At 71.0% G+C, this 14,246-nt stretch carries 13 protein-coding genes; 7 read left to right on the forward strand and 6 right to left on the reverse strand.

What is annotated here, in order from left to right:
- Positions 1-68 precede the first annotated feature (68 nt).
- The 6 genes from K8640_RS06690 to K8640_RS06715 all read left to right on the forward strand — a co-directional run bounded on the left by K8640_RS06690 (position 69) and on the right by K8640_RS06715 (position 5,156).
- A complete protein-coding gene (locus K8640_RS06690) occupies positions 69-335 on the forward strand; it encodes a GlsB/YeaQ/YmgE family stress response membrane protein (RefSeq protein ID WP_141328824.1) in 267 nt (88 codons plus the stop codon).
- A gap of 173 nt (positions 336-508) precedes the next feature.
- Positions 509-1,537 carry a biotin synthase BioB gene (bioB, locus tag K8640_RS06695; protein WP_223746300.1) on the forward strand — a complete coding sequence of 343 codons (1,029 nt, stop codon included), beginning with the start codon at positions 509-511 and terminating at the stop codon, positions 1,535-1,537.
- An 11-nt stretch (positions 1,538-1,548) separates the two neighbouring features.
- On the forward strand, positions 1,549-2,742 hold the full coding sequence (gene bioF / locus K8640_RS06700; RefSeq protein WP_223746301.1) for an 8-amino-7-oxononanoate synthase: 1,194 nt from the start codon (positions 1,549-1,551) through the stop codon (positions 2,740-2,742).
- A gap of 160 nt (positions 2,743-2,902) precedes the next feature.
- Complete coding sequence (gene bioD / locus K8640_RS06705; RefSeq protein ID WP_223746302.1) at positions 2,903-3,577, forward strand: dethiobiotin synthase; 675 nt, start codon at positions 2,903-2,905, stop codon at positions 3,575-3,577.
- A 131-nt stretch (positions 3,578-3,708) separates the two neighbouring features.
- Positions 3,709-3,987 (forward strand): hypothetical protein, encoded by a 279-nt coding sequence (locus tag K8640_RS06710; RefSeq protein WP_046711372.1) that lies wholly within the window; start codon positions 3,709-3,711, stop codon positions 3,985-3,987.
- Positions 3,984-5,156 carry a pyridoxal phosphate-dependent aminotransferase gene (locus K8640_RS06715; RefSeq protein ID WP_223746303.1) on the forward strand — a complete coding sequence of 391 codons (1,173 nt, stop codon included), beginning with the start codon at positions 3,984-3,986 and terminating at the stop codon, positions 5,154-5,156. Before K8640_RS06710 ends, K8640_RS06715 begins: the two co-directional genes overlap by 4 nt.
- Before the next feature lie 517 nt (positions 5,157-5,673).
- On the opposite strand, the gene K8640_RS06720 is transcribed toward K8640_RS06715, so the two are convergent.
- The 3 genes from K8640_RS06720 to K8640_RS06730 all read right to left on the reverse strand — a co-directional run bounded on the left by K8640_RS06720 (position 5,674) and on the right by K8640_RS06730 (position 9,871).
- Complete coding sequence (locus tag K8640_RS06720) at positions 5,674-7,110, reverse strand: ABC transporter substrate-binding protein (protein WP_223746304.1); 1,437 nt, start codon at positions 7,108-7,110, stop codon at positions 5,674-5,676.
- Positions 7,110-7,928, reverse strand: a complete 819-nt coding sequence (locus tag K8640_RS06725; RefSeq protein WP_223746305.1) for a tetratricopeptide repeat protein — start codon at positions 7,926-7,928, stop codon at positions 7,110-7,112. The genes K8640_RS06720 and K8640_RS06725 overlap by 1 nt, the downstream gene beginning before the upstream one ends.
- Before the next feature lie 149 nt (positions 7,929-8,077).
- Positions 8,078-9,871 (reverse strand): phosphoenolpyruvate carboxykinase (GTP), encoded by a 1,794-nt coding sequence (locus K8640_RS06730; protein ID WP_223746306.1) that lies wholly within the window; start codon positions 9,869-9,871, stop codon positions 8,078-8,080.
- A 262-nt stretch (positions 9,872-10,133) separates the two neighbouring features.
- On the opposite strand from K8640_RS06730, the gene K8640_RS06735 reads away from it, so the two are divergent.
- Positions 10,134-11,927, forward strand: a complete 1,794-nt coding sequence (locus K8640_RS06735) for an SLC13 family permease (RefSeq protein ID WP_223746307.1) — start codon at positions 10,134-10,136, stop codon at positions 11,925-11,927.
- A 10-nt stretch (positions 11,928-11,937) separates the two neighbouring features.
- On the opposite strand, the gene K8640_RS06740 is transcribed toward K8640_RS06735, so the two are convergent.
- The 3 genes from K8640_RS06740 to K8640_RS06750 are packed head-to-tail and all read right to left on the reverse strand — an operon-like array spanning position 11,938 to position 14,076.
- Entirely contained in the window at positions 11,938-12,564 is a 627-nt protein-coding gene (locus tag K8640_RS06740; RefSeq protein ID WP_223746308.1) for a tRNA-(ms[2]io[6]A)-hydroxylase, read from the reverse strand.
- A 42-nt stretch (positions 12,565-12,606) separates the two neighbouring features.
- Positions 12,607-13,443, reverse strand: coding sequence for a GNAT family N-acetyltransferase (locus K8640_RS06745; RefSeq protein ID WP_223746309.1), 837 nt, complete (start codon positions 13,441-13,443; stop codon positions 12,607-12,609).
- A 27-nt stretch (positions 13,444-13,470) separates the two neighbouring features.
- Complete coding sequence (locus tag K8640_RS06750) at positions 13,471-14,076, reverse strand: AgmX/PglI C-terminal domain-containing protein (protein WP_223746310.1); 606 nt, start codon at positions 14,074-14,076, stop codon at positions 13,471-13,473.
- Positions 14,077-14,246: the final 170 nt, after the last annotated feature.

The following is a 14,246-nucleotide window of genomic DNA, read 5'->3' on the forward strand; positions in this document are numbered from 1 at the left end:
GACCCTCGCACAAGCCGGGTGGGCGCCACACCGTGCGCCCTCTTCACCACTCACTGTGAGGTCGTGTCATGGGGATCATCGCTTTCCTGGTCATCGGTCTTCTCGCCGGTCTTCTCGCTCGGGCCCTGATGCCCGGCAACCAGTCCATGGGTCTGGTGGCCACGACGCTGCTGGGTATCGTCGGCTCCTTCGTGGGTGGCTTCATCGGCTCGCTGTTCCGCAGCGACGGCCGCGTCTTCGACCTGCACCCGTCCGGTCTGCTGTTCTCCGTGCTGGGCGCGCTCCTGGTCCTGTTCCTGGTGGGACTGGCCGGCCGGCGCCGCGTCCACGTCTGACGCGAGCCCGCATGACATGAAGGGTGGAAGGCCGGCGCTCCAGGGTTCTCCTCGGGCGCCGGTCGTCCGTTCGGGGGGGGGAGGGAAGTCGTCAACCTGTTCTCGCTGAGTGGTTGACAAGTCCGCGCCGCCCGCGCACGTTCGCGCTCCTCTTGCCGTCTGTCGAGGAGCCCATGTCCGACGCCGCCACCGAGTCCTTCCACGGCCATGCCCACCACGCCGAGCCCGCTCCGGAGGGAGTGGCGGTGCGGCACGACTGGACGCTGGCCGAGGTGCGGGCCGTCTACGCGCTGCCGCTGTTGGACCTGGTCCATCGGGCGCAGACGGTGCACCGCGCGGTGTTCCAGGACAACAAGGTGCAGCTGTGCTCGCTGTTGTCCATCAAGACGGGCGGGTGCTCGGAGGACTGCGCGTACTGCCCGCAGGCGGCGCGCTACAAGACGGGCGTCAAGGCGGAGAAGCTGATGGCGGTGCCGGAGGTGCTGGCCGCCGCCCGGAAGGCCCGCTCCGCGGGGGCCACGCGCTTCTGCATGGGGGCCGCGTGGCGCGAGGTGAAGGACGGCCCGCAGTTCGACAGCGTGCTGGAGATGGTGCGGGGCGTGCGCGAGCTGGGGATGGAGGCGTGCGCCACGCTCGGCATGCTGACGGACAGCCAGGCCAAGCGCCTGAAGGACGCGGGGCTGTCCGCGTACAACCACAACCTGGATACGTCCGCCGAGCACTACGGGGACATCATCTCCACGCGCCTGTATGAAGATCGGCTGCGCACGCTGGGGCGGGTGCGGGACGCGGGCATCTCCGTGTGCTGCGGCGGCATCATCGGCCTGGGCGAGTCGGTGGATGATCGCTGCAACCTGCTGCGCACGCTGGCCAATCAGGAGCACCACCCGGAGTCGGTGCCCATCAACGCGCTGGTGGCGGTGGAGGGCACGCCGCTGGCGGAGCAGCCCCGGGTGGAGACGGTGGACATGGTGCGCACCATCGCCACCGCGCGCATCCTGATGCCCCAGTCGATGGTGCGGCTGTCGGCGGGCCGTCAGCAGATGAACGAGGAGGCGCAGCTTTTGTGCATGATGGCGGGCGCGAACTCGCTGTTCTTCGGCGAGAAGCTCTTGACCACGGGCAACCCCGAGTACACCCAGGACATGGCGCTCCTGGAGAAGGCTGGCATCCGTCCGCTGGAGCCGCGGCAGGACCGGTAGGACGGTGGGCCGTGAGTGATTCGACGCGCGACGTGGCCTCGGAGTGGGCGCGCGAGGATGTGTCGGCGCTGCAGGCGCGGGGGCTTCGGCGCGGGCTGGAGCCCCTGGACTCGGCGCAGGGGCCGGTGGTGACGATGGGGGGCGAGACGCTCGTCAACTTCTCGTCCAATGACTACCTGGGGCTCGCGGCGTCCTCGGCGGTGAGGGCGGCGGCGATGGCCGCGGTGGAGCGCTACGGCGTCGGCACGGGCGCGAGCCGGCTGGTGGTGGGCGACACCCTGGCGCATCACCGGCTGGAGGCGCGGCTCGCGGCGTTCGAGCGGGCGGAGGCGGTGCTGCTGTTCAACAGCGGCTACGCGGCGAACACGGGCATCCTCCCCGCGCTGGTGGGGCCGGGGGACGCGGTGTTCTCGGACGCGCTGAACCATGCGTCCCTGGTGGATGGGTGCAGGCTGTCGCGCGCGAAGGTCGTCGTGTACCCGCACGCGGACGTGGAGGCGCTCACGGAGGCGCTCGCGTCGACGACGGCGCGGCGCAAGCTGGTCGTCACGGACACGGTGTTTTCCATGGATGGGGACGTGGCGCCGCTGCGTGCAATCGTGGAGGCGTGTGAGGCGCACGGCGCCGCGCTGATGGTGGACGAGGCGCACGCGACGGGGGTGCTCGGCGCGCGGGGCGCGGGGCTGTGCGAGGAGCTGGGGCTGGAGTCGCGGGTGGCGCTACGCATGGGGACGCTGAGCAAGGCGCTGGGAGGGCAGGGGGCCTACGTGGCCACGTCGCGCGTGGTGGCGGACCTGCTCACGAGCCGGGCGCGGCCGTTCATCTTCTCCACGGCCTTGCCGGCGGCGCTGTGCGCGGCGGCGGAGGTGGCGGTGGACGCGGTGGAGAAGGACGTGGAGCTGCGCGAGCGGCTGTGGCGCAACATCCGTCGCTTCGCGGAGGGGCTGAGGGGCCTGGGCCTGCGCGCGGAGGCTCGCAGCGCGGTGTTCCCGGTCATCCTGGGCGAGCCCGGGCGCGCGCTGGACGCGGCGAGGCGGCTGCGCGAGGCGGGGGTGCTGGTGAAGGCCATCCGTCCGCCCACGGTGCCCGAGGGGACGAGCCGGCTGCGCTTCTGCCTGTCGGCGGGCCATACGCTGGGGCACGTGGACCTCGCGCTCGAGGCGCTGCGGCACGTGGGCGTGCATGACCGTGGCACGTCGTGGTGAGGGCCTCGGGCCACGCCTCTCGCGCGCGGCGCGCCCGCGGACCAGACGCCCTCGTCATTCTGTACGTCGCGCGAGCGTGCCTCGGTCCGCGGCGGCCTTGGCGCGAAGGCTCGGGCGTGCGGACACCTCGCCCGAGGATGATCCACGGAGACAACACCGCATGAGCCGACCGTTCCAGATTTTCGTCACCGGCACGGACACGGGGGTGGGCAAGACGCAGGCCTCGCGCGCGCTCCTGTCCCTGCTCGCCGACGCGGGCCTGTCGCCCCAGGGCTTCAAGCCCTACGAGTCCGGCTGCGCCTCCCTGCGCGCCCCCGCCGACGCGCTCTCGCTGCGAGAGGCCGCCGGCAGCACGCTCCCGCTGGATGTCCTGTGTCCGCACCGCTTCCGCCTGCCCGTGGCCCCGGGCGTGGCCGCCGCGCGCCTGGGCCGCGAGCCGGACTGGAAGACCACCCTGGCGGCCTGGAGGCAGCTGAAGGGCGGCCCCGCCGTGGTGGAGGGCGCTGGGGGACTCTTCGTCCCGCTGGACTCGCGCCACGACGTCATCGACCTCATCCAGACGCTGCGGCTGCCCGTGCTGCTGGTGGCGCGCGCGGGCCTGGGCACGCTCAACCACACCGCGCTGTCGCTCCAGGCGCTCGCCGCCCGGCGCATCCCCGTGCGCGCCGTGCTGCTCTCGCGGAGCACCTCCACCCGTGACGTCTCCGAGCGCGACAACCGCGCGCTACTGCAGGCGCGCCACGGTGTTCCCGTGCTCGGGCCGGTGCCGTTCGAGCCCGACGCGCGACGTCGGCACGCCGCGTTCCGGCGCGCCCTGCGTCCTCTGATGCCGTGAGCGCCGGGGCCGAGAATTCGGCCTCCCGCGCGTTCGGCCGGACAGACGGGTGCTACAGGTCGCGCAAGTTTTCGGGTGACGCGGCCGTGAAATGGACGGGCCGATTTTTCCGCGCGAGAAAGCCGTCACGAATGGCGGACATCATCGACCTCACGTTCCTCGCGGACGTCCGACGCTTCTTCCACAAGCTCATCGACCAGAGGGGGCTGTCCTACTTCCTCCAGAAGGACGGGGCTCGGCTGTTCCACATCGAGCCCACCAAGGTGGAGCTCGTCCTCCGTACCGCCCTGCGAGCCAGGGACCCGGAGCTTCCCAGGCCTCATGAGAAGGCCATCGAGCACTGCCGCAAGGAAGTGCGTCGCGAGCTCATCCGCCGCGTCGCCAACGCCATGCTGCAGACGGGGCTGTGAGCCGCTTCTCCCTCCGCTCGGACTTCTCCCGCACCCCGAATCCACTGGCGGAAGCGCTCGCCGGGCTCCGCGCCCAGGGCCTCCCCCCACTGGACCTCACGGTTTCAAACCCCACCCGCGTGGGGCTCCCGGCGCCCGACGCCGGAGTGCTCCACCCTCCCGGCGCCTTCGACTATGCGCCGGAAGCACTCGGCCTCCCCTCGGCTCGCGAGGCGGTGGCCGGGTACCTCCGCTCCCGGGGCACCGCCGTCTCCCCGGAGCACCTGGTGCTCAGCGCGAGCACCAGCGAGTCCTACGGCTGGCTCTTCAAGCTCCTGTGCGAGCCGGGTGACGACGTCCTCGTCCCCGCGCCCTGCTACCCCCTCTTCGAGCACCTGGCGCGTCTGGAGGCCGTCCAGACGCGCTCCTACCGCCTTCCGCTCGCGCACGGCTTCGGCCTGGACGCGGGCGAGGTGGAGGCGGCCCTCGGCCCGCGCACCCGCGCCGTGCTCATCATCAACCCCGGCAACCCCACCGGCCACTTCCTGCACGAGGGCGAGCTCTCCGCGCTCGCCGACGTCTGCGCGCGCCACCAACTGGCCCTCATCAGCGACGAGGTGTTCGCCGATTACGCCTGGGCCCCGGCGCCCGGCCGCGTGACGACGGTGGCCGGCCGCGCGCTCCCCATGCCCACCTTCAGCCTGTCCGGCCTGTCCAAGGTGGCGGGCCTGCCCGGCCTGAAGCTTGGGTGGATGCACGTGGGCGGGCCCGAGGCCGCGCGCGACGAGGCCCTGGCCCGCCTGGAGTGGGTGGCCGACACGTACCTGTCCGTGGCCACGCCCGTGCAGCTCGCGCTGCCCCGACTGCTCGCCCATGCGCCCGTGTTCCAGGCGGCGCTGCTCGAGCGCGTGCGCGCCAACCGCGAGCACCTCCTGCGGGCCCGCCCCCCGGGCGCGACGTGGGACGTGCTGCCCGCGCACGGCGGCTGGAGCGCGGTGCTGCGCATTCCGAGGGAGCCCGGCGAGGAGGCCACGTGCCTCGCGCTGCTGGAGGCGGGGGTGCTCGTCCAGCCCGGCTACTTCTACGACTTCGGCGGGGGCGCGTTCCTGGTGCTCTCGCTGCTCTCCCCGCCCGAGGACTTCCTCGCCGCCCTGGCGCCGCTGACGCGGGTGCTCGGGGCGACGGGGTAGCACGCTCCCTCGGCTGGGGGAGCGCTCCTTCCAGGCACCGGCGCTTCTTCAGTCCTCGGCCGGAGCGATGAGCTCCACCGTCCTGACGCGGGTGCTCGGGGCGGCGGGGAAGAGCGCGCCCTCGGCTGCGGGAGCGCTCCTTTCACGCACCGGCGCTTCTTCAGTTCGCGACCGGAGCGATGAACTCCACCGTCCATCGCCGCCCTGACGCGGGTGCTCGGGGCGACGGGGTAGCGCGCTCCCTCGGATGAGGGGGCGCTCCTTCAGCCCAGGCTTCTTCAGTCCACGGCCGGAGCGATGAACTCCACCGTCCATCGCCGCCCTGACCCGGGTGCTCGGGGCGACGGGGTCGCACGCTCCCTCGGCTGCGGGAGCGCTCCTTCCACGCACCGGCGCTTTCAGTCCGCGGCCGGAGCGATGAGTTCCACCGTCCGTCGCCGCCCTGACGCGGGTGCTCGGGGCGGCGGGGTAGAGCGCTCCCCTGACCGAGGGAGCGCTCCTTCAACCCGGGGCTTCTTCAGTCCGCGGCCGGAGCGATGAGCTCCACCGTCTGGAAGGCGCCGTCGACAATCTGGAACAGCTCGTACTCGGACGGCGCCTCGCCCGTGGCATCGAAGTCCAGCGGGCCGCTGGCGCCCTGCACGTTGATGAACTTGCCCGCGCTGATTTCGCCGCGCGCCTCGGTGAAGCGGCTGAAGCCCAGCGCGTAGGTGGTGGCCGGGGTGGCCGGCGGCGGCGTCACCTTGGCCAGGCCCTGGGCGATGCGGTCGCCGGTGATGGGCTGCGGGTTGTTGACCTCCGCGCCCGCCGCGTACGCCGCGCCCAGCGCCACCAGGTACATCGAGTCGTACGCGTGCGCCGTGAAGGAGAACTGGCCCGGGTCCGTGCCGTTGTAGGCCGTGCGGAAGCGCTCCTTGAACGTCGTGTAGACCGCGTCACCCGGGCGCGCCTGCGCGGGCGCGGTGCCATAGGCGCCCTCGACGATGCCCTTCGAGGTGCCCAGCGACGTGATGAGGTTCGAGTCCTTGCTCGCGTCCGTGAAGAAGTAGCGCTGGGTGGTGCGGCCCTGGGCGGCGGCCTGGGTGATGATCTTCGCGTTGTCCTCGGAGAAGCCCATCATCACCGCGATGCTCGGCGCCGGGTTGGTCGCCAGGTGCGTCACCGCCGCGCTGACGTCGCCGTTGCGCGCGTAGAACGCGGAGGAGGGCGTCCGGCCGTTGCTCACCCGGCCGAGCACGGTGTCGAACAGGCCCTGACCGTAGGCGTCGTTCACGTAGACCAGGCTCACCGTCGTGGTGTCGGCGAAGGGGCGCTGGTCCCCGCTCACCGCGCGCACGTTGCTCACCAGGTCCGCGATGATGCGGCCCTGCAGCCGGTCCGACGGCGCCGTGCGCCACACCAGGCCCGCCTCACCCGACGCCGCCGTCTTGTCGCTCAGCGTGGCGATGTCGGGGCTGGTCGCCGTGTGCGTCATCAAGAGCACGTTGCGCGGAATGGTGATGGTGCTGATGGCGATGGTCTGCGCGCTGCCCGAGGAGAAGATGGCGGGCACGCCGCGCTCGGTCACCAGCCACTCGGCCTGCTCGCGGGCCCGGGCGGGCTCCGAGCGCGTGTCGCAGATGAGCAGGTTGAACCGCCGGCCGCCCACACCCTCGCGCTGGTTGATCTCCTCCATCGCCAGCTTGAGCGCGTTGAGCGCCTGCCGCTCCGACACGTCCTCTCCGGTGGACGTCGTCAGGGGCAGCGCCGCGCCCAGGATGATGGGGTTGCCCGTGGTGGGGCCCACGATTTCGCCGCAGCCCTCCGGCTGGGGCAGGCAGAAGCCGCCCGAGGAGCACACCTGGTTGGTGTCGCAGTCCGCGCTGGTCTCGCACTCGTCGAGCCCGCCCGCGGTGGTGAAGCTGCAGCCGGCCAGGAGCGCCGCGCAGCACGACATGAGTCGCAGGGTCTTCATCAGAAGCTGACCTCCAGACCCGCGCCGGTGCCACGAGGCGCCAGGGTCATCCGGACCTCGCCTTCCGCCGGGGGGCCTTCTTTCGGATACAGGATGATGGCGGTGATGGCGCCGGCCAGGCCCACGCCGAAGCCGATGTCCGCGAGCAGCGCCTTGGTCTTCGTGTTGTCCGCGAAGGTCTGCTTGGTGTCCTCGGTGCGCGCCGCGTCGAACTTCTCGCGCTCGTCGCGCGCCTGCAGGCCGAACAGCACGCCCGCGCCCACGCCCAGCACCGCCACGCCGCCCACCGCGTAGGCGGCGATCTTCTGGCGTTGGTAGGACTTGATGGCCCGGTCCAGCTCCGCCTGGCGCTGGCGCAGGTTCTCCTCCTCGGCGCGCTGCGCGGCGAGCTGCTCCTCCTCCGCGCGCTTCTTCGCCGCCTCCGCCTCGCCCTGCAGCTTCAGCCGCTCGGCCTCCGCGGTGGCCTGGGCCTGGTTCTCCTTGTCGAGCAAGAGCCGCAGCTTGTCGATGCTGCGCGCGCTGCGCTTGAGCAGCGCCGGGTCCGTGCCCTCGGTGTTGCCCACGTATTGCTGGTACCAGGAGAGCGCCTCGCGCAAATCCCCGGCGTTCTCCAGCGCCACGGCGATGTTGAAGATGAGCCGCGGGTTGGGCTGGGCCTCGTGGGCCTTCTTCAGCGCGTCCGCTGCCTCCTGGTACTTGCCGGCTTGATACAGCCGCTCGCCTTCCTTGATGAGGGCCGCTGGATTCTTGGCGCGCTGGGCGAACGCCACCGGGGGCGACAGCGCGAGGGCCGCCGACAATACGAAGACCAGTCTCATGATGAACACGAGACTAGCGCGCCTTCGGCCCCGGGGCGAAGAGGGTGACCTCACACCTCGTGAAACGTGGTCGGGGCCGCTTCCACCCCCAGACTGGGAGAGGGAGCGACCCCGACGGGTGCTTCAAGGCGCTACAGCCGACGGGCGCCTCAGTGCTCCAGGCGCGAAATCAAGAGCTTGCGCTGGAGCATGAGCGCCTCCGGCGCCTTGGTGCCCAGCTGCTCGAAGAACACCTCCTGGCTCTTGAGCTCGGTCTTCCACTCGTCCTCCTTGATGGAGGTGGCCTCGGCGACGGCGTCCGCCGACATGTCCAGGCCCTTGAGGTTGAGGCCCTCGTCCTGACGGGGCACCCAGCCCAGCAGCGTCTCCTTGGTGGGGACGCGGCCGTGCACGCGGTTCACCACCCACTCCAGCACGCGCATGTTCTCGCCGAAGCCCGGCCACAGGAACTTGCCGTCCTTGTCCTGGCGGAACCAGTTCACCTGGAAGATCTTGGGCAGCTGCGGAATGGTCTTCTGCATGTCCAGCCAGTGCTGGAGGTAGTCGCCCATGTGGTAGCCGCAGAAGGGCAGCATGGCCATGGGGTCGCGGCGCACGACGCCGACCTTGCCCGTGGCCGCCGCCGTCGTCTCGCTGCCCATGGTGGCGCCCAGGAACACGCCGTGGGTCCAGTTGAAGGCCTGGAGCACCAGGGGGACGGTGCTGGAGCGACGGCCGCCGAAGATGAGCGCGGAGATGGGCACGCCCATCGGATCATTCGCCTTGGGGCTGAGCACCGGGTTGTTGGACATGGGCGCGGTGAAGCGGCTGTTCGGGTGCGCCGCCTTCTCCGTGCTGCCCTTCTTCCAGGGCCGGCCCTGCCAGTCGATGAGCTCCTCGGGGACCTCGCCGTCCTTGCCCTCCCACCACACGTCACCATCCGGCGTCAGCGCCACGTTGGTGAACAGCGTGTCCTTGGAGATGGTCTCCATGGCGTTGGGGTTGGTCTTGTTGTTGGTGCCCGGGACGACGCCGAAGTAGCCGGCCTCCGGGTTGATGGCGTACAGCCGGCCGTCCGGGCCCGGGCGCATCCAGGCGATGTCGTCGCCCACCGTTTCGATCTTCCAGCCCTTGTACTCGGCGGGCGGAATCATCATCGCGAAGTTCGTCTTGCCGCACGCGGACGGGAAGGCGGCGGCGACGTAGGTCGTCTCGCCCTTGGGGCTCGTCACCCCGAGGATGAGCATGTGCTCGGCCAGCCACCCCTCCTCGCGGCCCAGGAAGCTGCCGATGCGCAGCGCCAGGCATTTCTTCCCCAGCAGCACGTTGCCGCCATATCCCGAGCCGAAGCTCCAGATGGTGTTGTCGTGCGGGAAGTGGCAGATGTAGCGGCGGTCCGGGTTGACGTCGCCCGTGCTGTGCAGGCCGCGGTTGAAGTCGTCGCTGTCGCCCAGCATGTCCAGCGCCTGCTGACCCATGCGCGCCATGATGCGCATGTTCAGCACCACGTAGATGCTGTCGGTCAGCTCCACGCCAATCTTCGTGAAGGGGCTGCCGATGGGGCCCATGGCGTAGGGCACCACGTACATGGTGCGGCCCTTCATGCTGCCGGCGAAGAGCTGGCCCAGCTTGTGGTACGCCTCGTCCGGCTCCATCCAGTTGTTGGTGGGGCCCGCCTCCGCCTTGTTCGGCGTGCAGATGAACGTGAGGTGCTCCACGCGCGCCACGTCGTTCGGGTTGGAGCGGTGCAGGTAGCAGCCGGGCCGCTTCTGCTGGTTCAGCGGGATGAGGATGCCCTCACTCACCGCCTGCTCCGTCATCCGCTTCTTCTCGGACTCGGAGCCATCGCACCAGACAATGCTGTCCGGCTGGGTCATCTTGGCCATCTCGGCCACCCAGGCCAGCAGCGTGGGGTTGTTCGTGGGGGCCTTGGAGCCCTCCGCCGCCACTTGCGTCGAAGCCATGGAAGTTTCCTTGTGTTCTCTCAAGATAGGGGCTCCCCGTCCTGGTGAAGTAGGGCACGGCCCCTACCAGCGGGAGAGACGACAAAACTTCTGGAAGGGGCGCCTAAAAGCAACTGGCGTCCGACGATGCCCCGCCCCACCAGGCACAATCTCCTAATTCCTCTTATCAGCGCTCGGTCATCTAGTAGTTGACGACACAGTGCGGCAGGGGCTCGCCGCCCCGGCGGACAGGGCACAAGTTGGCGGCCCCCACTGGTTTTCCATGACCATCGCCATCGTCCTGGCCGTCGTTCTCATCGCGCTGGTTCTGTTCACCATCGATAGCATCCCCATCGAGGTCAGCTCGCTGGTGGTGGTGTGCCTGTTGGCGCTGACGGGGGTGCTGACGCCCCGGCAGGCCTTCGAGGGCTTCAGCAACGACACCGTCATCTTCATCTTCACGCTGCTGGCGATGACGCAGGGGCTGGCGTCGACGGGCGTGGTGCAGCTGGTCGGGCAGCGGCTGGCCTTCTTCGCGCGCTTCGGCCACCAGACCTTCGTCCTGGCGATGATGGTGGTGGTGGCGGTGTTCTCGTCCGTCATCTCCAACACGGTGACGACGGCGGCCTTCCTGCCGGTGGCCATCGGCGCGGCGAACCGGGCGAAGGTGCCCAAGAGCAAGGTGCTCCTGCCCCTGGCGTACGCGTCGATGCTGGGCGGCATGGTGTTCCTCTACGGCACGTCCACCAACCTGGTGATGTCCGCGGCGCTCGAGCGCATGGGGATGCGGCCCATTGGCGTGGCGGAGCTGGCGCCGGTGGGGCTGCCGGTGGCGGTCATCGGCATCCTCGTCGTGGTGCTGCTCGGGCCGCTCCTGCTGCCCTCGCGGGTGGGCAAGGGGAGCGCGGACGAGTGGACGCTGCGCGACTACCTGACGGAGGCGGTGCTGCCCGCGGGCTCGCGCTACCTGGGCAAGCCGCTGGCCGAAATCACGGAAGGGCTGGGCCTGCGCGTCATCGGGCTGCTCCGCGACGGGAAGGCCACGTCGGCCACGCCCACGCAGGTGCTGAGCGGCGACGAGCGGCTGCTGGTCGAGGGCTCGCGCGAGGACATCCTCCGGGTGAAGGACCTGCAGGGCATCGAAATCCGTCCGGACCTGCGGCACGCGGACGAGGCGCAGCTCGACGAGGACACGGCGCTGGTGGAGGCCGCGGTACCGCCGGGCAGCCCGCTGGTGGGGCGCAGCCTGAAGGAGGCGCTCTTCGTGGAGCGCTACGGCCTGGTGGCGCTGGCCCTGCACCGCCACCCGAGCCTCCAGCGCGTCACCAAGCTCCAGCTGTTGGGCCGCACCTTCGGCGAGCGGCGTCTGTCGCTGCTGCCCCTGGCGGTGGGGGACGTGCTGCTCTTGCGCGGACCCCGCGAGAAGGCGGCGGAGCTGGCGGACGGGCTGAGCCTGACGGTGCTGAGCGGCCACGAGTACCAGCCGCCGCGCTACGGCAAGGCGCTGCTCGCGGTGGTGCTGTTCCTGTGCGCGCTCGCGGCGGGCTCGCTGGACATCCTGCCGCTGTCGGTGGCGGGGCTCACCGGCATGCTGGCGATGATCGCCACCGGCTGCATGGACGCGCGCAAGGCGTTCCGGGTGGACTGGCGGGTGGTGCTGCTCATCGGCTCCATGATGGCGCTGGGGCTGGCCATGGAGGTGAGCGGGGCGGGGAAGTTCCTGGGTCAGCGGGTGGCGGAGCTGGGTGACTTCGGCGGGCCGCGCACGGTGCTGGTGGCGCTGATGCTGCTCACCATCGTCCTGTCCGCGCCCATGTCCAACCAGGCCGCGGCGCTGGTGGTGCTGCCGGTGGCCGTGAACGCGGCGGCGCAGCTGGGCGTGGACGTGCGCCCCTTCGCCATCGGCGTGACGCTGGCGGCCAGCTGCTCGTTCATCACGCCGCTGGAGCCCAGCTGCGTGCTGGTCTACGGCCCCGGGCACTACCGCTTCACGGACTTCTTCCGGCTGGGCACGCCGCTCACCCTGCTGCTCGTGGTGGTGCTGACGGTGGCGGTGCCGTGGGTGTGGCCCTTCTGAGGCGAGGGCGTCAGTGGATGGCCGCGCGCACGCCGATGTCCTCGAGCACCCGCGCCTCGTGGTCGAGCATCCACTCCATCCGCTCGCGCACGGGCGCGTCGTCGCCTCCGGACGCGGTGACGGCCAGCCGGAAGAACAGCGACTGGTGGCCATCCTCGGACTGGGCCAGCTCCCCGTAGAAGCGCGCGAGCGCCGGGTCCGTCAGCCCCTCGGCGAGCAGTGACAGCCGCTCACAGGAGCGCGCCTCGATGATGGCGGCGACGAGCAGCCTGTCGGTGCGCCGCTCGGCGGCCGGGGTGCGCACCAGCTTCTGCAGGCCTTGGGCGTACGGGTCCCCGGAGTCCTTGGTGAGCGTGAGCCCCCGGGCCTCCATGAGGTCGAGCACGCGGGCCAGGTGCGCGCTCTCCTCGCGCGCCAGCCGGGCCATCTGCGCGGGCAGCCCCGGCAGGTCCGGGTAGGCCTGCAGGAGCGACAGCGCGTTGGCGGCGGCCTTCTTCTCGCAGTGGGCGTGGTCCACCAGCACGGCGTCGAAGTGCTCGAGCGCCAGCGGGAGCCAGCGCGGGTCCGTGGCCGAGTGGAGGATGACGGGGCCCTCTCCGGAGAGGGGGCGGCGGGAAGGCGTGGGACGGCTGCTCATGGAGGGCGCGGACTGTACGGCATCGCGCCCGGCCTGGGCGAGCTACTCCACCAGCACCAGCCGCCACGTGCGGCCGGCCAGGTAGCCGACCTTCCGGGCGATGCGGGCGGTGCTCTCGTCGCGCTCGTCGATGCGCATCGTCAGCCGGGGCAGCGAGGACAAGAGGTGCCGGGAAATCTGTCCCAGGCACAGCGTGGCGTGGCCCTTCTGGCGCTCGGAGGGCAGGGTGTAGAGGCCCTCCAGCTCCGCGCCGTACTGGGAGCGGCTGCCGATGTCGACCTTGAGCACCAGCGCGTCGTTCTCCTCCAGCACGTAGGTGCGCTTCTGGCGCACGCGCTGGACGACGCGGGCCTCGTAGCCCCGGGGGTCCTCGGAGAGCGGGTCTCGCTCCATGGCCTCGCGCACGTAGCCCTGCGCCAGCGGCAGCAGGCGGGGCAGGTCCTCCTCGCGCGCGAGCCGCAGGAGCGGGTTGGTGAAGGGGCCCAGGTCGTCCGCGGACACGCTGAACAGCCGCTGCGTGCGCGACAGCCGGGGCTTGCCGGGGGACAGGCTGCGCAGCAGCGCGTCCACCGAGGACTTGTCTCCCACCGCGGCCTTCAGGCGCAGCGAGGAGGCCAGCGCGTCCGCGATGACGCTCGTGGCGCTCGCGTCGCTGGCGCTGGGCACCACCAAGCCGCCTTCTCCTCCCACGAAGACGGCGGCCGTCAGCAGCTTGTTGTCGAAGCGCCCGTAGAAGGCGAAGGGGATGCGGCCCCGGGCGGCGATGCCGAACTCCTCCAGCAACCCCAAGAGGTAGAGGTTGTGGACCGGGTCCTTCGAGAGCAACGCCCGCAGGGCGTCCGCGTCCTGGGGGCCGAGCTGTTCGACGGAGACGGGCATTGAGGTGGGGTTGGGGGCCTTGCGACCTTACTCCAACGGTACGCGGAACTCGAAGGGGTACACCACCGTCGCCCGGCCCCCTCGGGACGGGGTCTTGAACCCGATGTCCAGCAGCGAGTCCACCACGCACGCTTGCACCATCGGGTCCGGGATGGTGCTCGCCAGCACTTCGCCCTTGTCCATCCGCCCCTCGCCCTCGCCGCGTGACTCCAGGTTGAAGCGCAGCTTCACGGCTTGTGGGCCCCGGTTTCGCTGTGCGGCATCCTGGAAACATTGCTGCACGAGCGGAGTCACCGCCTTGAGGGCGGCCTCGATGTCCTCGGGGCGGAAGTCGCCGTGGATTTCCTCGAGGGTGAACTCGCTCTGGATGACGCGGCGTTTGTCGGGCTGCTCGGGGACGGGCACCTCGGACTGAGGCGAGGGGAAGGCGGGGGGCGGCACCACGGGCGGCGGGGTGAGGCGGGGCGGCGGCGTGGGGGCCGGCGGGGGCGCCTGGGCGATGGGCTCCTCGGGCGGTGGCGGCGGCGGGGAGGTGGGTTGGGTGAGCCAGTAGGCCAGGGCGGCCAGGAGCAGGAGGAGGCTCAGGCAGACCAGGGGCAGGGCGAGCCAGCGGGTGGTGGAGCTCTGGGACATGGCGCACTCGGGTGAAGCGGGCGCGCGAGGATATGCCGACGCCGGTGCTCCGTGGGGCCCGCATGGCGCGGAGGCTGGCCGGGGAGCCCGGGGCTCGTGGCGACAGGAGCGGCGGTGGCCTGGGCGCTGAGGCCCCTCGTGGCGACAGGGGGCTCATGGCGACGGGAGCC

The organism is Myxococcus sp. XM-1-1-1, from assembly GCF_020037095.1.
Taxonomy (GTDB): domain Bacteria; phylum Myxococcota; class Myxococcia; order Myxococcales; family Myxococcaceae; genus Myxococcus; species Myxococcus fulvus.